This is a genomic window from Bacillus sp. SCT118, assembly GCF_058566435.1.
This window is the reverse complement of the sequence record NZ_CP191225.1, coordinates 1299757-1318268: the sequence shown is the minus strand read 5'-3', so window position 1 is coordinate 1318268 and position 18512 is coordinate 1299757. Positions and strand designations below refer to the sequence as shown.

19 protein-coding genes, 1 pseudogene and 1 other annotated feature are annotated in these 18512 nt (G+C 45.5%); of the genes and pseudogenes, 2 read left to right on the top strand and 18 right to left on the bottom strand.

Annotated features, from left to right (window positions below; all coding sequences use genetic code 11):
• Positions 1 to 9 precede the first annotated feature (9 nt).
• The 14 genes and pseudogenes from ACQVGT_RS06650 to ACQVGT_RS06585 all read right to left on the bottom strand — a co-directional run bounded on the left by ACQVGT_RS06650 (position 10) and on the right by ACQVGT_RS06585 (position 15350).
• Positions 10 to 378, bottom strand: a complete 369-nt coding sequence (locus ACQVGT_RS06650; RefSeq protein WP_015384319.1) for a VOC family protein — start codon at positions 376 to 378, stop codon at positions 10 to 12.
• Positions 293 to 480: pseudogene (locus ACQVGT_RS06645) on the bottom strand (hypothetical protein). Before ACQVGT_RS06645 ends, ACQVGT_RS06650 begins: the two are co-directional and overlap by 86 nt.
• Complete coding sequence (cstA, locus tag ACQVGT_RS06640) at positions 423 to 2219, bottom strand: carbon starvation protein CstA (protein ID WP_015483541.1); 1797 nt, start codon at positions 2217 to 2219, stop codon at positions 423 to 425. Before cstA ends, ACQVGT_RS06645 begins: the two are co-directional and overlap by 58 nt.
• Positions 2220 to 2370: 151 nt before the next feature.
• Positions 2371 to 3873 (bottom strand): alpha-L-arabinofuranosidase AbfA, encoded by a 1503-nt coding sequence (abfA, locus tag ACQVGT_RS06635; protein ID WP_003222445.1) that lies wholly within the window; start codon positions 3871 to 3873, stop codon positions 2371 to 2373.
• Between the two features lie 18 nt (positions 3874 to 3891).
• Positions 3892 to 4737, bottom strand: coding sequence for an arabinooligosaccharides ABC transporter permease AraQ (gene araQ, locus ACQVGT_RS06630; RefSeq protein ID WP_015251504.1), 846 nt, complete (start codon positions 4735 to 4737; stop codon positions 3892 to 3894).
• Positions 4738 to 5679, bottom strand: a complete 942-nt coding sequence (gene araP, locus ACQVGT_RS06625) for an arabinooligosaccharides ABC transporter permease AraP (RefSeq protein WP_015384322.1) — start codon at positions 5677 to 5679, stop codon at positions 4738 to 4740.
• 35 nt (positions 5680 to 5714) lie between these two features.
• Entirely contained in the window at positions 5715 to 7016 is a 1302-nt protein-coding gene (gene araN, locus ACQVGT_RS06620; protein ID WP_015483543.1) for an arabinooligosaccharides ABC transporter substrate-binding protein AraN, read from the bottom strand.
• Positions 7017 to 7046: 30 nt separating this feature from the next.
• Positions 7047 to 8231 carry a sn-glycerol-1-phosphate dehydrogenase gene (gene egsA, locus ACQVGT_RS06615; protein ID WP_015384324.1) on the bottom strand — a complete coding sequence of 395 codons (1185 nt, stop codon included), beginning with the start codon at positions 8229 to 8231 and terminating at the stop codon, positions 7047 to 7049.
• Complete coding sequence (araL, locus tag ACQVGT_RS06610) at positions 8228 to 9046, bottom strand: sugar-phosphatase AraL (protein WP_080030743.1); 819 nt, start codon at positions 9044 to 9046, stop codon at positions 8228 to 8230. Before araL ends, egsA begins: the two co-directional genes overlap by 4 nt.
• Positions 9024 to 9713 (bottom strand): L-ribulose-5-phosphate 4-epimerase, encoded by a 690-nt coding sequence (araD, locus tag ACQVGT_RS06605; protein ID WP_015384326.1) that lies wholly within the window; start codon positions 9711 to 9713, stop codon positions 9024 to 9026. The genes araL and araD overlap by 23 nt, the downstream gene beginning before the upstream one ends.
• 16 nt (positions 9714 to 9729) lie before the next feature.
• Positions 9730 to 11412, bottom strand: a complete 1683-nt coding sequence (gene araB, locus ACQVGT_RS06600) for a ribulokinase (protein ID WP_015384327.1) — start codon at positions 11410 to 11412, stop codon at positions 9730 to 9732.
• 13 nt (positions 11413 to 11425) lie between these two features.
• Positions 11426 to 12916, bottom strand: a complete 1491-nt coding sequence (araA, locus tag ACQVGT_RS06595) for an L-arabinose isomerase (RefSeq protein ID WP_015384328.1) — start codon at positions 12914 to 12916, stop codon at positions 11426 to 11428.
• 177 nt (positions 12917 to 13093) lie between these two features.
• The gene (gene abnA, locus ACQVGT_RS06590; RefSeq protein WP_015384330.1) at positions 13094 to 14065 is read right to left on the bottom strand and encodes an arabinan endo-1,5-alpha-L-arabinosidase AbnA; all 972 of its coding nucleotides are present in this window, start codon (positions 14063 to 14065) and stop codon (positions 13094 to 13096) included.
• A gap of 199 nt (positions 14066 to 14264) precedes the next feature.
• On the bottom strand, positions 14265 to 15350 hold the full coding sequence (locus ACQVGT_RS06585) for a M42 family metallopeptidase (RefSeq protein WP_015483545.1): 1086 nt from the start codon (positions 15348 to 15350) through the stop codon (positions 14265 to 14267).
• 183 nt (positions 15351 to 15533) lie between these two features.
• Between ACQVGT_RS06585 and ysdB the strand changes: the two genes are divergently transcribed.
• Positions 15534 to 15926 carry a sigma W pathway protein YsdB gene (gene ysdB, locus ACQVGT_RS06580; protein ID WP_003229493.1) on the top strand — a complete coding sequence of 131 codons (393 nt, stop codon included), beginning with the start codon at positions 15534 to 15536 and terminating at the stop codon, positions 15924 to 15926.
• A 15-nt stretch (positions 15927 to 15941) separates the two neighbouring features.
• On the opposite strand, the gene ACQVGT_RS06575 is transcribed toward ysdB, so the two are convergent.
• From ACQVGT_RS06575 to infC, 4 genes are read right to left on the bottom strand one after another with little or no spacing between them, the layout of a single operon-like run.
• Complete coding sequence (locus tag ACQVGT_RS06575) at positions 15942 to 16211, bottom strand: DUF1294 domain-containing protein (RefSeq protein WP_003229490.1); 270 nt, start codon at positions 16209 to 16211, stop codon at positions 15942 to 15944.
• 56 nt (positions 16212 to 16267) lie between these two features.
• Positions 16268 to 16627 carry a 50S ribosomal protein L20 gene (gene rplT / locus ACQVGT_RS06570; RefSeq protein ID WP_003222420.1) on the bottom strand — a complete coding sequence of 120 codons (360 nt, stop codon included), beginning with the start codon at positions 16625 to 16627 and terminating at the stop codon, positions 16268 to 16270.
• A 31-nt stretch (positions 16628 to 16658) separates the two neighbouring features.
• Positions 16659 to 16859 carry a 50S ribosomal protein L35 gene (gene rpmI, locus ACQVGT_RS06565; RefSeq protein ID WP_003222418.1) on the bottom strand — a complete coding sequence of 67 codons (201 nt, stop codon included), beginning with the start codon at positions 16857 to 16859 and terminating at the stop codon, positions 16659 to 16661.
• A gap of 12 nt (positions 16860 to 16871) precedes the next feature.
• On the bottom strand, positions 16872 to 17393 hold the full coding sequence (gene infC / locus ACQVGT_RS06560; RefSeq protein ID WP_010886591.1) for a translation initiation factor IF-3: 522 nt from the start codon (positions 17391 to 17393) through the stop codon (positions 16872 to 16874).
• Positions 17394 to 17451: 58 nt separating this feature from the next.
• Positions 17452 to 17582, bottom strand: a sequence feature (ribosomal protein L20 leader region).
• A gap of 256 nt (positions 17583 to 17838) precedes the next feature.
• Between infC and ACQVGT_RS06555 the strand changes: the two genes are divergently transcribed.
• Complete coding sequence (locus tag ACQVGT_RS06555; RefSeq protein WP_015384331.1) at positions 17839 to 18501, top strand: lipoprotein; 663 nt, start codon at positions 17839 to 17841, stop codon at positions 18499 to 18501.
• Positions 18502 to 18512 lie beyond the last annotated feature (11 nt).

Below are 18512 nucleotides of genomic sequence, written 5' to 3'. Positions count from 1 at the left end.
TTTTGTGCGTTATTCCATCGGACTGCAAATTTCGATATAATGTCCATCCGGATCAGCGATATAGGCGACCGTCTGCCCCCATGGTTTCACTTTCGGCTCCCCGATAATCGATACGCCTTGTTCTCTCATCCTTTTGATGACCGCTTCTACATTTTCAGTAACAAACCCGATTTCAAATGTGTTTGAAGCAGATGTATCCGGAATGTCCAGCGCCGTGATGTCTCTGGCGCTTTCCCGCGTATTAAGCGCCAATATCGTAGACCCTGTATCAAATTCGATATACGTTCCGTGTTCAGCACGAATCGGCAGTCCTAAAATATCCCGGTAAAAATGAATAGCCCGCTTGCTGTCCGATACGTATAGAATAAGATATTTCATTGATAGATTCATTGCCAACCCCCTCAGCATTTTCAATAGTCCTTCTAGCCCGGTATAGACGCTTCCATCCTTAAGCTCGGATCTTTCCACATCTGCGCCCATTTTTTCACAGCCGCCACGATAATAATGAAGCCTAACACCAGCATGATGATAGATAATACGCCATTCAATACACTATATCCTGCTGCTTCAGGATTGAGATACACATTGCGCACCATCCAATAGCCCGCATAATTGACAGTGACATATAAGTAGGCAAGCGGGATAAGGCAAGTCAGAATGTACCGGCGTTTATCAGCGATTTTCAGCACGATGGTCGCTCCGATAATCAGCCCCACTGAAGCCATCAGCTGATTAGAAACGCCGAACAGCGCCCAAATGGAACCGATATCTCCTGAATACAGCAAGTACCCCCACATCAAACAGGCAAGCGCGCTGGCAAATACAGAGCCCGGAATCCAGTCTGTTTTCTTCAGCGGTTTATACACCTCCCCGAAGAAATCCTGGATCAAATAACGGGCCACGCGTGTGCCGGCGTCAATCGCTGTTAAAATAAATACCGCTTCAAACATAATGACAAATTGGAAAAAGTATGAGGCCAACTGGCTGAAAAACGGCATTCCGGTAAAAATATAAGTCATTCCCACCGCAAGTGTGACGGCTCCCCCTGTTCTTCCTTCTAAGTCCAAACCGATTTCCCTGCTCAATTCAGGCAAATGTACGACATTCATGCCAAGCGTACGGAAAACCTCAGGCGTGCTGTTAATCGCAAAGTAATCAGCAGGCTGTAAAGCGGTCGCTGCAATCAGCGCCATGATGCCGACAAGACACTCAACAAGCATTGCGCCAAACGCAACCGGCTTCATGTCACTCCATTTATTCAGCATTTTCGGTGTCGTTCCTGAACCGACAAAGGCATGGAACCCAGAGATCGCCCCGCAGGCAATAGTTATTGAGATGAACGGCCAGACAGGTCCTGCCAGCACCGGCCCGCCGCCTTTTACGAATTCTGTAAATGCAGGGAACGGAATGGACGGATTGACGACAAACACACCAACAATCAAAGCGATAAAAACACCGATTTTCATAAAGCTGCTTAAATAATCACGCGGAGCAAGAAGCAGCCAAACGGGAAGCGCAGCCGCAAAAAACGCATAAACAGGAAGCGCGATTGCAAGCGTTTTCGTATCTAGCATTAAAAAGTCACCGAGCGCGGTAGTCTGTACCCATGGACCAATAAAGACTCCTGCCATTAAAAAGAGAAAGCCGACCGTTGAAGCGAGCTTTAAATTTCCCGTTTTCTTATAAAATAAGCCCACACCCATCGCAATCGGAATCGTAATCCCTACCGCAAATGTTCCCCATGGATTACGTTCAAGCGCATGCAAGACAACCATCGACAGGCCCGCCATTGTGATCGTGATGATAAACAGCATGGACAGTCCTGTACAAAATCCTGCAACAGGGCCAAGCTCATCCTTCGCCACTTCTGACAGCGATTTTCCGTTTTTGCGCATCGATGCAAACAACACCACAATATCATGGACGGCTCCCCCAATTACCGCCCCGATTAACAGCCACAATAATCCCGGCAAATAGCCAAACTGCGCCGCCAGAATGGGTCCGACCAACGGCCCGGCCGCTGCGATCGCAGCAAAGTGGTGGCCGAACGAAACCCATTTATTTGTAGGCACATAGTCTTTCCCATCCTCAAGCGCATGAGCAGGTGTTGGCTTGTCATCATTCACTTTGAGAACCTTCACCATCATAAATGTTCCGTATAAACGATAGGCAATAGCCAAAATACACATTGATGCTATCACAATTGTAACCGCATTCATTTTCTCCCATCCCCTTTGCTGTTTTTCATAAATATATCACAATTTCATGGTGAAAAGCGGTCATTTTTTCCTATACAAAAAGCCGGCTTGAACGGGCCGGCTCGTGGCAGTTGAAAGACAAGCCGGAGAGAAATCTCCGGCCAAGCTTCTCTTATGACTGTTTTTTCAGGCGGATCACATTCCAGGAAAGCGGCGTGAAATGAGCAGTTAAGCCATTTTCACTGACAGACGATGTTCCGTTGGAATGCGGGACGACATTTTTTCTGTTATGCTGGTTTGTCGCTTTGATATCCTGATGCTCAAGTACGATGTGTTCTGCGATTTGGTAGGATTCAAAGCCTCTGAGCGAAATCTCCGTCTCCATCTGATCCTCAGCCTTGTTTACCGCAAAAATAGTGAGTGTTTCTTCCTCTTCAGAGTACACAACAGCAGCATCAACATATGGCACATCAGTGAAATCAGAACAGTCGTACTTCGGAGAAGAAATAAGCGGTTTCAGTGACTCGCCCCTTCCGTAAACAGAAGCATGCATGTATGGATAGAAAATCGGCTGTCTCCATGCTTCTCCGCCTTTTTCCGTCATGATCGGCGCGATGACATTGACAAGCTGTGCAAGACACGCAATTTTCACACGGTCTGCGTGCTGCAGCATCGTAATGAGCAGAGAGCCGACTAATAAGGCATCTTCAAAATTGTAAATATCCTCTAAAATCGGACGCGCAGTGATCCACGGCTCAACTTTTTTATCAGCCTCATTTGAGTGGTACCAGACGTTCCATTCATCCAGAGAAAGATTGATTGTTTTCTTGCTGCGTGTTTTCGCTTTTACATAGTCACAGGTCGCTGCGACTGATTTGATAAAATGATCCAGATCCATAGAACGGGCCAAGTAGTTTGGCAGATTGTTATCCCGGTTTCCGTAGTAGGTGTGAAGAGAGATATAGTCAACATGCTCGTACGTATGCTCCAGCACCTTCGCTTCCCAATCGATAAAGGTCGGCATGCCGCTGTTTGAGCTGCCGCAGGCAACAAGTTCAATTGATGGATCAACCCATTTCATGACCTTTGCCGTCTCTGCGGCTAGCCGTCCGTATTCATCAGCTGTTTTGTGGCCGATCTGCCACGGTCCATCCATTTCGTTTCCTAAGCACCATGTTTTGATGCCATACGGCTGTTCATAGCCATGCGATCTTCTTAAATCACTCCAGTAAGAGCCTTTCGGATGGTTGCAATATTCAACGAGATTACGGGCGGCATCTATGCCTCTTGTACCAAGGTTGACGGCCATATTGACCTCAGTGTTCACCTTTTTTGCCCAAGATAAAAATTCATTTGTTCCCACTTCATTGGTTTCTGTCGTTTGCCATGCCAAGTCAAGCCGTCTCGGGCGGTTTTCGACTGGTCCGACACCGTCCTCCCAGTTGTATCCGGATAAAAAGTTTCCGCCCGGATAGCGGATGATGGGAACCTGTAATTCTTTGATCAGCGACTGAACATCTTTTCTAAACCCATCTTCATCCGCTTCAGGGTGATCAGGCTCGTATATGCCTTCATATACCGCACGACCCATATGTTCGATAAACGAGCCATAAATTCGTTTATCTACTTCACCGATTTTATATTCTTTGTCTACAATCATTCGCGCTTTTTTCATCACACGTTTCCTCCTTCATTAACCTTTGACTCCCCCTACCGTCAGGCCGGAGATAAAGTACTTTTGGAAAAACAAGAAAATGATAATCACCGGCAAAATCGCAAATACTGAGCCGGATATAAGCATGTCGTAATTATTTCCATAAGGGCTCAGCAAGCTGGACAGCCCTATTGGAAGCGTAAACATTTCTTTCGACCGAAGCACAATCAGCGGCCACAAGAAGTTGTTCCAGCTGTTTAAGGACTGAAGGATAATCATCGCGCCGAAAGCCGGTTTCATCAGCGGTGCCATAATCCTGAAAAAGATGCCGAATTCCGTACAGCCGTCCATTCTTGCAGAGTCCAGCAGATCTCTTGGAAGGCCAAGAGCATATTGCCTGAAAAAGAAAACGGCAACAGGTGAAACGATAAACGGCAATATGACACCCGTATATGAATCGATCAAGTGCAGTCCGACGGTAAGCTTAAACAGTGGAAGCATCATCACTTCCAGCGGAACCATCATGATAATCAGCACAAGAACAAAGATGATGTTTCTGCCCTTAAAATCATAAACCGCAAGCCCGTACCCGATCATCGAAGAAAAAAACAGGGTGAGCACGGTTGTGAAAAGCCCAAGTACAAGACTGTTAAAAAACCATTTGAAATAAATGCTTCCGCCGTTAAACAGAAATGTATAATTATCAAGACTCATTACTTTAGGATCAATGTCAAGATTGAGCCCCACACGCAAAAGCTCAGATGACGGCTTTAATGATCCTAAAAGCAAACAGAAAATCGGAAAAAGATACAATAGGCTCAGCATGATAAAAAACAGGGTTAGCGCAATTCTATAAACGCTGAACTGAGGACTGTGCCGCAACATTTATCCCTCCCCCTTAAACGAGCCTGACAGCTTTAATGAAATCAGGCTGACAACAAGGATCACAATCAAAAGCACGATGCCGATGGCCGCTCCGTACCCCATTTCGTTGTAGGCAAGCCCCTGCTGATACAAATATCCGACAAGCGTCAGGCCAATATTACCCGGGGAATTATTCTGCCAAAGGACGTAGCTTTCCTCAAACATCCTGAAGCCGCCGATGATGCTGATGGTCAGCACATATACAGTTACAGGCTTAAGAAACGGCAGCGTGATGTGCAGAAATTTTTTCATTGTATTCGCGCCGTCTATATCAGCGGCTTCGTACAGCTCTTTCGGCACATTTTGCAAACCGGCTAAAAAGTAAAGGATGTTGATTCCCATCCATCTCCACGAAGCAAGCAGCACCATCAAAAACATGCCGGTATGTTCATTGTTCATCCAGTTCTGAGGTGATAAGCCGAGTTTGAGTAGGATGGAATTAGCCAGGGACGTTTCCATTTCTCCGAAGATCAGCCGAAAAATGATCCCCGCTACAATGGTGGAGGTCAATGCCGGGATGAATAGCGCTGATTTAAATATATTTCTAAATTTGACCAGCTTTGAATTCAGGAATATGGCCAGAAGCAATGGGACAGGAATCAGCACGATCAGCGTCCAAAAGGTGTATTCCAGCGTATTCCAAAGGGCGGTATAGAACGTCGGGTTGTTTAGCGCTGTATAATTAGTCAATCCGACAAAGGACACCTCTCCCGGCAAAATTCTTTGGAAGCTCATGATGAAGACACTAATGATGGGGTATAGAAAAAATACGAGAAAGGATAAAACGAATGGCGCTGTAAACAGATAGGGCGCCGCTTTTTTTGAATAAAATAGATCTCGCCAGCCTGATTGTTTCGCAGCTGAAGGAACGGGATGAACCGTTCCTGTTTTCACAGGTTTCATGAGAACCTCCCCGCTTTCACTTTTTGAATGGGATTCTATTTCTGTTTCAGTTCACCTGCCGCTCTGTCCAAGGCCTGTTTAGGCGTTTTTTGCTGAGATTTAAGTGCGTCGAACAACACGCTTCTGTTGACAAGGTCTGAAGCCTTGGCAAAATCCTCATGTAAATAAATCGGATTGATTTCATCCTTGATATCGAGCAGCACGGAAAAAATGCCTGTTCCGTTTTGGAAGTAATCCGTGTATTTGTTTTTCTCTTTCAATTCCTTGGAGCTCCAAACATCCCAGCGAAGCGGGTCAAACCCAAGTACGCTCCAGAGCTTTTTGTTTCCTTCTTTAGAGCCCTTCGCAAAGGCTAAAAACTCTTTTGCTAACTCAACATGCTTGGCTTGCTTCGGCACAACGGTTGCCGTACCGCCCAAACCTGCCGAGCGGTCGCCTCCCTCTTTCCATGCCGGGAGCGGCCTGATGGCAATCTTCCCTTTCAGATCAGGCATATAATCGATAAATCTTCCCATATACCAAATCGGCATGAGGACTGAAGCAGCTCCTCCTTGGTTCATAAAGCCGTAGTATTCTTCACTGTGATGCCCGCCGCCCGGCGCAGGAATCATCGTTTTATCATTGATCATGTCTTTTAAATATTGAAGTGTTTTTACGTTGGTGTCATTATTGAGGATCAGCTTGCCGTTTTTATCAAAATAGCCTGAGTTTTGCTGTGAAATCATAGATAAGAACGTTCCGGAATCATTTGTTTCCACCGTTCCCATCGGCTTCCCGGTCACTTTGCGCACTTTCTGTCCGGCTTTATGGTAATCATCCCATGTTTTAATATTGTCAGGATTGACGCCGGCTTTCTTCATAACATCCATGTTATAAAACATGACTGTTGTTCCTACATGCGTATCGAGTCCGTAAAGCTTGCCGTTTTTGCTGTACAGGGTAAGCCGCGCCTCAACGAATTTATCGCGGTCCTTTTCAATCAGCGGAGTCAAGTCGGCAAGCGGTATGTCAGAGCCCTTCAAAAAGTTTGAAAAACGGGCCAATTCGACATCGGCAATATCAGGGACGCCTTCTCCTGCAATTAAGGAGATAGACAAGTTATCGTGCATTTGTCCATACGGATAAACGACCGTATTCAGCTTAATTTTGCGGTCAGGATATTTTTCATTCCATTCCTTCACCATTTCTACATAGAACTGCTCATGAAGTCCGTTAAATGTCCAAAAGGTCAGCTCGGTTTCACCCGACTTCCCGGATGATCTTTCTGCTGAACACCCAGCAATGACTAATGTCAGCAGCATCATGAGCACAAGAAAACAGACAGTCATTTTTTTCATCTGCGTTACCCCTTCCATTCGAGGTGCGGGCTATTCATATAGACCATGGTTGATCAGCGTTTTGTTTTCATTAATGATTCTTAATCCGGTGCAGCGGTCTCTTAAGGTGTGCGCGTGTCTGAAGGCATTCTTGACGGAATCCTGCCCGACACCGATTTCGTCAAAATACGCAGGGCCTCCGGCTGATCTCAGCCAATCAGCCAGCACTTCTCCTTCCGGGAGAGTTTGATAAGCCGATTGGATGGCTTGCCGCCAGCTCGGTGAAAATTCGTTCAGCCCGTCATCCTTAGCAAGCTTTCTGTATGTGTCAGTTAATAAAACAGCTGCACAGCCCACCTTTGCCCCATGAAGAATCTGTGGCCGTTTTTTCTCCATTAATTCCATCTCAATCCAATGTGAAATATGATGTTCTCCGCCTGATGCCGGGCGGGAATGATCTAATGCCAGCATGACAAGCCCCGATACGATTAAAGACTCCATCAAAACCTGTATGCCTGTTTCCGTTTTCATCGCAATGTCTTCTGTGTGTTCAATGCAGGCAGCAAGCGCCTCCTGAACAATCTTAGCTCCTGCTGGCGAATAAGGCTCGCCGGCAAGATGCCGGGATATTTCCCAATCTGCTAAAGACGTTATTTTACCGAGCATGTCACCAAACCCAGCCGCCACCATTGACTGGGGTGCGGCTTTTAATAGATCCAGATCAGCGAACAGTGCAGAAGGGGCCTTCGTTTGAATGGTTGTTTTCGTACCGTATAAAATAATCGGCGCCCCTGCTGATGTAAAACCGTCTACAGATGGAGCAGTCGGATAAGAAATAAACGGCAAATCTCTTTGAAACGCCGCAAAGCGGACGATATCATGAATCGTGCCCGAACCAACTGCGATCATGACATCCGTTGTTTGTTTCGTATGGATCAGCACATGAATGAGCGATCGTTCATCAGCTGTCACATCTCCGGCTTCATTTTCTGGAATGATCAGGCACTCGGCCTGAAATCCTTCTTGATTTAGCTGATTTTCCAGATCAATTCCTGCAATGCGGTGTGTATTCGCGTCGCAGACAAGGACAATATGTTTATTGTTTTTTCGTTTTACATAATTCAAAAGCGAATCAGCTGCTTGTTTACCGAGAACAATTTCTTCAACTTTTATAGGAAACGTCTTTTCTCCGGCGTGTTCAAAAGCACGCTGAACGTCAGCTGCGATACGATTCATATCAGAATCCCCTCCTCAGCCAATTTGGTTACATCCTTAATAGAATCCAGCACATAATCTGGTGTGTACAAACGCTGTTCGCCCTGTTTCGCAGAACCAGTAAGCACTAAGGCGCTTTTCATGCCATAAAGCTTCCCCATCGCAATGTCAGATTCAATGCTGTCTCCTATAATCATGCATTCATGTGCGGACAGCCCCATTGCTGTACAGGCAGCCTCCGCCATCAGCCATGACGGCTTACCGACAACAAGTTCAGTCTTCGCTTGTGCGGAAGCCTCTATCGCCCCAATCATTCCAGCCACATCAATGGCATTTCCGTCTTCGTTCGGAAAAGAGCGGTCTTTGTTTGTAGCAATAATACGAGCGCCGCCGGCAGCCGCTTGAAAGGCTTGATTTAAATCTTCGTATGTGAGCGTTTCATGAAGGGAGATCACGAGCCAATCCGCTTCCTTCGGTTCGTTCGCGTTCTGCACACCGGCCAGCCTCAGCTCGTCAACCAAGCCTTGCTCCCCAAGCACCCATACCTTTGAAAAACGATAATGTTTTTTCAGAAAAGCCGCTGTCACGCTTGATGACAGAACAATGTCGTTTACGTCCGTTTCAATCCCCGCGCCAAGAAGTTTTTTTCTGCACATGGCACGGGAGATATTCCCCCGGTTGCTTAAAAAGGCGATTTTCTTTCCCATTCTCCTAAGCGTTTTGATCGCTTCTCTTGCTCCTTCGATCAACTCATTTCCTCTGAATACAGTACCGTCCAAGTCAATCAGAATGCCAGCCGGTGACACAGGCGTATCATGACTGGCCATAATACGCATTTGCTCCGTGTTTTCGATAAAAATGCTTTTCATGCAGGACTGTATTGATTGGGGTTACATCCTTGTTCAGCATAATGGAGTGATAGGCCATTTCGGCAACCGTTTCTAATACAACTGCGTTATGAATGGCATTTAAGGCGTCAGTGCCCCAGCAGAACGGTCCGTGATTATTCACAAGCACACCCGGCACCTGTTCGTAGTTATGATGCTGAAAGGTTTCCGCTATGACTTTTCCTGTATTCAGTTCGTAGTCATGAATGATTTCTTCATCGTACATTTCTCGAGTACATGGAATCGCACTGTCAAAATAATCAGCATGGGTCGTGCCTAACGGAGGGATGTCTCTGCCCGATTGCGCCCAGCTTGTCGCCCATTGAGAATGGGTATGGACAATTCCCCCGATATTCGGAAAGGCTTTATATAAATAAACATGGGTAGGTGTATCTGAAGAAGGCTTAAGCGAGCCTTCGACGACCTCTCCATCAAGGTTCAAAACAACCAAGTCATCTGCTGTAAGGTCGCTGTATTCGACTCCGCTAGGTTTGATGACAATTCTTTCTTTTTCACGGTCAATGCCACTGACATTTCCCCACGTAAAGGTTACCAGCTGATGCTCTTGAAGCTTCAGGTTGGCAGTCAGCACTTCCTTTTTTAATGTTTCAAGCATGCTCCATCACCCTTTATCAATTCTTTTTGGCGGCAGATGAAAATTGAAGATTTTTGATCGTTTTCAGCCGCTTCATGACATGGTTTTCTTTTCCGAAATAATGAACCAGCTCTTTATATTCAGCGTACAATTTTTCATAAACCGCGGCGTTTTCGGCATTTGGCGAATAAGTTATATCTTTCAGTTTTCCCATGTTCGCCGCTGCCTCTTTGATGTCATCGTAGCCGCCTTTTTCTTTGCCTGCTGCAAGCGCGCCGAAAATGGCAGATCCTAAGGCTGGGGCTTGCGGTGAACCAGAGATTTTAATGTCCATGTTTGTCACATCCGCATAAATCTGCATGACAAACGGGTTTTTCTCAGCTATTCCGCCGGCTGCGAACAGTTCCTCAATCGGAACACCGCTTTCTTTGAATGTTTCGATAATCATCCGGGTTCCGTAAGCTGTCGCTTCAACTAACGCTCTATAAATCTCTTCAGGCTTCGTCAGCAGTGTCATTCCAAGCAGCATCCCTGTTAAATCTGCATCAACAAGAGTTGAACGGTTTCCATTCCACCAATCTAAAGCAAGCAGGCCGCTTTCACCTGGCGCTTGATGGTTTGCTTTCTCACTCAGCAGCTCATGAACGCCAATGTTTTTTTCCTTTGCTTCCTCTTGATAAGCTGGCGGGACACATGTTTTCACAAACCAGTCAAAATGATCGCCGACACAGGACTGCCCGGCTTCATATCCCGCATAGCCCGGGAGAATTCCGTTGTCCACAACGCCGCACATACCTGGAACGATATGCACCTCTTCACCAAGAAGAACATGGCACGTTGAGGTTCCCATAATCATCAGCATTTTCCCTGGCTCTGTAATGCCGACCGCCGGTACGGAAACATGAGCGTCCACATTGGCAACCGCAACAGCCGTTCCCGGGAGAAGCCCTGTCAGCTTTGCCATTTTTTCAGTCAGACTGCCGGCTTTTTCTCCTACTGAATGAATAGAACCTGACAATTTGTCCTTTGTAATCGTTTTCATTGAAGGATTTAATTTCTCAAAGAAATCATCTGACGGATACCCCGCTTTTTCACTCCACATCGCTTTATACCCTGCGGTACAATTGCTTCGCTTGAGCGAGCCGCACAGCTGGTACACGATCCAGTCTGCAGCCTCGATGATCCGGTCAGCCGCTTCATAAATGTGAGGCGCTTCCTCGGCAATTTGCATGACCTTTGGAATCATCCATTCTGATGAAATTTTTCCTCCGTACCGCTGTAAAAAAGCCTCTCCTTCTTCTTCCGCGATTTGATTGAGCCGATCAGCATGTTTTTGGGCCGCATGATGCTTCCAGAGCTTCACATAGCTGTGCGGCTCCTCTTCATATTCAGGCAGCATGCATAACGGCTGCCCGCTGCTGTCAATAGGAAGGATCGTACATGCCGTGAAATCAATTCCAATCCCGATAATGTCTTTCGGTTCAACGCCCGTCTGTTCGAGTAAAGACGGAATGGTTGTTTCCAAGACTTCGAGGTAATCAGCAGGGTGCTGCAGCGCCCAGTCGCGCGGCAGCTTTTGACCCGTTTTTGGAAGGATGGTATCAATGACAGCATGCCTGTATTCTTTTACAGCAGCCGCAAGTTCCTCCCCTGTTTGGACATGAACGAGCACCGCTCTTCCTGATAAAGTTCCAAAATCAACCCCTATTGTGTAAGCCATGTGACATCCCCCTCTACTTTTGAAGCCGGTAAAGCGCCTCGTTCCATTTTAACTCGTGTTTCAGTTTATGAATTGTCGTATCACGGGAAATGAGAACACTTTCGATCCCCGCCATTTCCGCCCAATCAAGCATTTGCTCCGCTGTCAGTTCATAAGACAGGCAGGTATGGTGTGCACCGCCGGCTAAAATCCATGCCTCCGCTGCTGTTTTCAATGACGGCTCCGGCTTCCAGAGAACACGGGCAACCGGTAAATTCGGCATGTCTTTTTCAATTTCCTGGCCGTTGACTTCATTCAGCACAAGGCGGAAACGCCCGCCAATATCAACAATGCTAGCTTGAATGGCAGAACCGCTGATGCCTTTAAATACAAAACGCGCAGGGTCTTCTTTGCCGCCAATCGAAAGCGGATGAACCTCGATTTTCGGCTGATCCAAAGCGACAGTCGGACACACTTCAAGCATGTGAGAGCCCAGAATCATTTCATTTCCCGGTTCAAAATGGTACGTGTAATCTTCCATGAAGGAAGTTCTTTTTCCTTTAGCCATGATTTTCATCATCCGTACAAGGGCCGCTGTCTTCCAATCTCCTTCACCGGCAAACCCGTAGCCTTTCTCCATCAGGCGCTGAACGGCAAGTCCCGGCAGCTGTTTCATTCCGTGCAGCACTTCAAACGATGTCGTAAACGCTGTGTATCCGCCTTGCTCAAGAAAAGCGGTTAAGCCAAGTTCAATTTTCGCCTGTTCTTTAATGGACGCTACCTTTGCTTCGTCACGTTTTGTTTCCTCACTGACCACATATAGTCTGTCATACTCCGCATAAAGCGTGTCAACCTCGTCGTCCGTAATGCGATCCATCACTTCAACGAGATCCCCGATGCCATATCCGTCAACCTGCCAGCCAAATTGAATATGCGCTCCCACCTTGTCTCCGTCCGTTACCGCGACATGACGCATGTTATCTCCAAATCTGGCAACCTTAATATGTCTGCTTTCATTTAATGCAGCCGCCGTATCCATCCACTGGGACATTTCTTTTTTCACTTCTTCATCATCCCAATAGCCGGCAATGACTTTTCGGCTAAGCCCCATTCTCGAGTTGATGTAACCGTACTCTCGATCGCCATGTGCGGATTGGTTGCTGTTCATAAAATCCATGTCAATCGTACCCCACGGGATATCGCGATTATATTGGGTATGCAAATGCATAAGCGGTTTTTGATAAGAGGAAAGGCCTTCTATCCACATTTTTGCAGGGGAAAATGTGTGCATCCATGTAATGATGCCAGCGCATGTCTCACTGTACTCCGCTTCTCTTAACAGCTCTCTGATGGTTTCCGGTGAAGTGACGACGGGCTTATGAGTGATTTTATATCTGGAAGAAACCCCGCTGAGCCCCTCACAAATGCTTTTAGCATGCTGATCTACCAGTTCCAGCGTCTCTTCCCCGTATAGGTGCTGGCTTCCTGTCACAAACCAGAATTCATAATCCTTTGTCTGAAGCATGTAAACTGCCCCTTTCTCATAAAATAAAACGCTTTCAATTATAAAAGATACGTACTAATGATAGATAATAAACCTATAAATAAATATTTGTACGAACAATTTCATTATAGTAATTGACTATTATACTGTCAATCTTTTCTTTTAAAAAAAGCCGGGCTCTCCCCCCGGCTTTTTGATTCAATAGGACGGCCAGCCCGAGCTCCAATTCAAATCATTGATAAGAAGCTTCGGAATGCCGTTGTTATTGGCATCATAGGCATGGCGAACAAGAATGTTTCCATTTACAATATCCTGGCCTCCAGGTCCTTTCCATTGGTCATTGCCCGAATCCAAAATGGTGCCTCCGCCTTCGAGCATGCTTTTTCCGCTTTTATCAAGATAAGGGCCTGTAATGTTTTTAGATCTTCCGTAAGCAATTTTGTACGTACTGTTCACTCCAGCACAGCATTTATCAAATGAAACCATTAAATAGTAGTAACCATTTTGATACGTAAGAGTAGGAGCTTCTAAGGCATCGCCATTATTCGGTCTGGCTGCAATCGAATAGAGCGAGCCAGTAGGCTTCATCGTATTCTTATCAAGCTTGGTCAGCTTAATGCCGGTCCAAAACGAGCCAAACGCGAGCCACGGGTTGCCATCCTTGTCGAATGTCAGCTCCGGATCAATGGCGTTATAATTATTTGAGCTTGTCGAACGAATCACCAAGCCCTCGTCCTTCCAGCTCCCCGAACTAATGCTTGTGGAAGATGCCAGGCCAATGGCAGATGTATTGCTTCCAAAAGTAGAAACAGAATAATACAGCCAGTACTTTCCGTTATAGTATTGGATGTCCGGCGCCCATTGGTTTGGCTCGTAATTCGGCACATAATTGGACCACCACGATAGCGGTGTGCTAAAAATGGATTTTTGTACGGTCCAATTTTTAGCGTCTGAAGACTTCAACACCCGCAGTCCCCGTTCTTCTGTAAGCCCTGTTCCAAGCGCATACCATGAGCTCCCCTCTTTAATCATAGTCGGATCATGAAGGAGCTCATTGGATGCACCCCAAAATGCTGCCTCTGCAGGAGCAGCGGAAGTGAATATCAAACCTGCAGCCAGAGCGGCACTCGAAAAGTGTAAGAAGCGTTTCCATGTTTTTTTCTTTTTCAATGTTGTTCAACCTCCTTTATATTAGAGAGCGCTTACAAATTAGATTGTTTACCCTCCCTTCCTGTCAAATCGAGCTGCGTCTCGTATATCGTCATGTTCAGGAAATTTTCGGTATCCTCTTTATTGTAGTCACTATGCTGTAATTTGTACAGACAAAAAAATAGAATCCGCCTCAATAGGCGGATTCTTCCGTATCTTTTTATCGGTACGTAATTTCGTCAACCGTTTTTCGGTCTAACTTCTTAATGACTTCTGTAATTAACTTTACCGCGTTTTCATAATCATCACGATGCAGCATGGCCGCGTGCGTATGAATGTAGCGGGTTGCAATAGTAATGGACAGCGCAGGAACGCCATTTGCCGTCAAATGGATGGCACCCGAATCAGTTCCGCCGCCGGCAATGGCATCAAATTGGTACGGAATGCCGGCTTCCTCCGCAGTGGCTACAACTGCATCGCGCAAACCTTTGTGAGAGACCATGGATGCATCGTAAACGATAATCTGCGGGCCTTTGCCCATTTTGCTCTGCGCTTCCTTCTCGGAAATGCCAGGCGTGTCTCCTGCTATCCCTACATCAACACCAAACGCAATATCAGGCTGAATGGTGTGTGCAGCCGTTTTCGCTCCCCTCAGGCCGACTTCCTCCTGCACGGTTCCGACGCCATACACTATATTTGGATGGTCTGTGTTTTGTAAGTTTCTTAACACATCAATTGCAATCGCACAGCCGATGCGGTTGTCCCAGGCCTTTGCGAGTAGGAATTTTTCATTGTTCATGACCGTAAATTCAAAATGCGGAACGATCATATCTCCCGGAAGTACACCCCACTCCAAGGCTTCTTCCCGGCTTGAAGCTCCGATATCAATAAACATGTCTTTTATTTCCACTGATTTTTTTCTTGCTTCAGGAGACAAAATATGAGGCGGCTTAGATCCGATAACCCCTGTGATTTCTCCTTTTTTTGTGACAATGGTGACGCGCTGGGCAAGCATAACCTGAGCCCACCAGCCGCCAACGGTTTGAAAACGGATAAAGCCTTTATCTGTGATTTGTGTCACCATAAAGCCGACTTCATCCAAATGTCCGGCGATCATAATTTTCGGGCCGTTTTCTGCACCAGTTTTTTTGGCAATTAAACTGCCCAGGCGATCTGTTGTCACCTCATCAGCAAATGGTTCTATGTATGATTTCATCACTTGCCTTACTTCTCTTTCATTGCCCGGTATGCCTTTTGCATCTGTTAAATCTTTCAGCATGGTCAATGTTTCATCTAATTTTGCCATGTTCCAAACCCTCCTTCATCAGTCCTGCATTCTTATTATACAAAACATGGCGCTAACCATACGACTATTTCACTTGAAAATCGGGTATATGTTTTTACAGCTTTCTTTTAGAAAAAGTGAAACCTTTTTCTATGCTTTTCGTATTACATCAGATCATCACAATAAGGGAGGTGCCTTCACACAATGTTTGTCATGGTTCTAAGGATTATTTTGCTTGCACTTTTTGCTTATTGTATTTATGCCGTGGTCAAATATGTCGCGAATCCTAAGAGAAGGCTTAAGCTGGCCCAATCAAAAGAACATTTTTATATTATTGATGAACAAAACAATACCCGGAAGAATTTTCAGCTGACGTATAAAGGCGTGCTTTTTGAGGGAGAAAAGCATATTCCTTCCAAGGATCATCCGCTGTTTATTCACACGATCTTTGTCTGGACAGAATCTCCTGAGAAGCTGAAACATTTCTCTGCAAAAGATTTTGAGAACATTGAAGAAAAAGTGCTGGAACGATATCCAAATTGTAAGATTGACTGGGACCAGCCCATTAAACTCGCAAAAAAAGCAGAAGAGCGTTAAACGCTTTTCTGCTTTTTATAAATCAAACGGGCTATAGTAAATAGCGATGAGAATCGCTTCAATTACCAGAAGAAGCGGTACTCCATACTTAAAAGAAGCGTGTTTCGTTTTATGTCTGAAGGTTTGCATGCCAAGCCAGACACCGAGCGCTCCAAACACGATGGCTATCAGCCACAGCCGGTCTTCAGAAATTCTCCACTTGTGCTGCTGCGCTTTGCGTTTGTCAATGCCCATCACCCAAAAACCGCACAGATTAATTAACACCAAATAAGCTGCAATAATCATGTTGCCTCATCCTTTATATAGAAAAAGCCGCTCTGCTGGAGAGCGGCTCTATATGATTACTTGTTTAATTGAGCTTTAGCAGCATCAGCAAGCTGATTGAATGCAGTAAGATCGTTTACAGCAAGATCAGCAAGCATTTTACGGTTTACTTCGATACCAGAAAGCTTAAGACCGTGCATTAAACGGCTGTAAGAAAGGCCGTTCATGCGAGCAGCTGCGTTGATACGAGTGATCCAAAGTTTACGGAAATCACGTTTTTTCTGACGACGGTCACGGAAAGCATAGTTTCCAGATTTCATGACCTGCTGGTTAGCTACTTTGTATAATGTATGTTTTGAACCGAAATAACCTTTTGCTAATTTAAGAACCTTTTTACGACGCTTACGTGTAACAGTTCCGCCTTTTACTCTTGGCATTGAATTTCCCTCCTAATTGTTCCTTATCCGATTACTTGATGTTAGCAAGCATTTGTTTGATACGTTTGAAGTCTCCTGCGCTTACAACAGCACTCTTGCGAAGCTTACGCTTTTGCTTTTGAGATTTGTTGGCGAATAAGTGACTTGTGTACGCGTGAGAACGTTTTAACTTCCCAGAACCTGTCTTTTTAAAACGTTTAGCAGATCCGCGGTGAGTTTTCATTTTTGGCATGGGATTTCCTCCTTATTGCTTTTCGTTTTTCGGTGCGAGCATTAAGAACATGCTGCGGCCGTCCATTTTTGGTTTTGTTTCGACTGTCGCAACCTCAGCACATGCTTCGGAGAAACGGTCTAATACACGCTGACCGATTTCTTTATGAGTGATTGCGCGTCCTTTAAAGCGGATAGAAGCTTTCACTTTATCGCCTTTTTCAAGGAATTTAATCGCATTGCGCAATTTCGTGTTAAAGTCATGCTCATCGATTGTCGGACTTAACCGAACTTCTTTTAAGTTAATGATTTTTTGATTCTTGCGTGCTTCTTTTTCCTTTTTCTGCTGCTCAAATCGGAACTTACCGTAGTCCATGATTCGGCAGACAGGCGGTTTTGCATTCGCTGCAACTAACACAAGGTCAAGATTTGCGCGGCCGGCGATTTCAAGTGCTTCCTGACGGGACTTGATTCCAAGCTGGTCGCCATTTTGTCCGATTAAACGGACCTCACGTGCACGGATACCCTCATTAACCAATTGATCTTTGCTAATAATGAGCCACCTCCATAGTTTCTTCGAATTGATTCACAACTCATTTTGAATGCATTTTGCAGGCAAACAAAAAGTGTGGGCATTATAAAACACCCACACTACGAACATCTGTATCAATAAAAATGTACGGTCAACCTGCCAACTACATGCATGTGTCAATCAGGTGAGAAGCGGGTGCTTCTGCTTGTGATTTATATTCAATTCAATAACTATTCTACACAATACCGGATCTTTAGTCAAGGACGACTTATCCGGAACAACTTTTACATTGTAACATGGGTTTTCTATGAGCGCAAGAGAGAAAAAGAAAATCTTTCATCCCCACCCAGAATGCAAAGAGCCAACCATTCCCCCTTATTTCGCAATTTACAACAAAACCACCGACAGGAAGAAATGTAAAACAAAGTTAATCTCTGACCGATATAAGAAGCAGAAGGGAGCCTGACACATGAACAAACTGATACAGCTTGCTTTATTTTTCACATTGATATTAACCGGTTGCTCGAATAGCAGCACATCTTCCGAATCAAAAGTCGAAACTGTTAAGACAACTGCAGCATTTCCTCAAAAGGAGCTGGAGAAAGAGCTAAAAAAACTAAAACCCGTTTCATTAGACATGAAGTTCGAGAGTCCACTCGCTACTGAGTTAGGAAAACGGAAGGCAAAAGAAGAAGCTGAAAAGCAAAGACAAATCGCCGCCGAGAAAAAGCTTGAAAAAGAACGGGAGGCGAAACGAAAGAAACAGCAGGAGGAAAAAGCTGAGAGACAGAGATTAGCAGAGCAGCAGGCGGCAGAGAGACAGCGATTAGCGGAAGCGGAAAGACAAGCTGAACTTGAAAGACAGCGGCAGGCAGCAATCCAAAAAGAGCAGAAAGCGAACGCTGAGAAAAAGCGGCAATCACAGGCACAACGGCAGCAGACCGAGGCACCCTCATCTAATAGTAAAAATCCACCATCTTCCTCGAGTCAGACAGATAAAACCATTCAACAGCCAGCTTCAGAGCTTCCTGATGACGATGGTTATGGTTATGAAGAACGAAAAAAGTGGCATGACGATCAAGTAGAATGGGGCATTAAACAAGGGTATATCGATCCCGAAGACGCACCATAAAATAAAAAAAG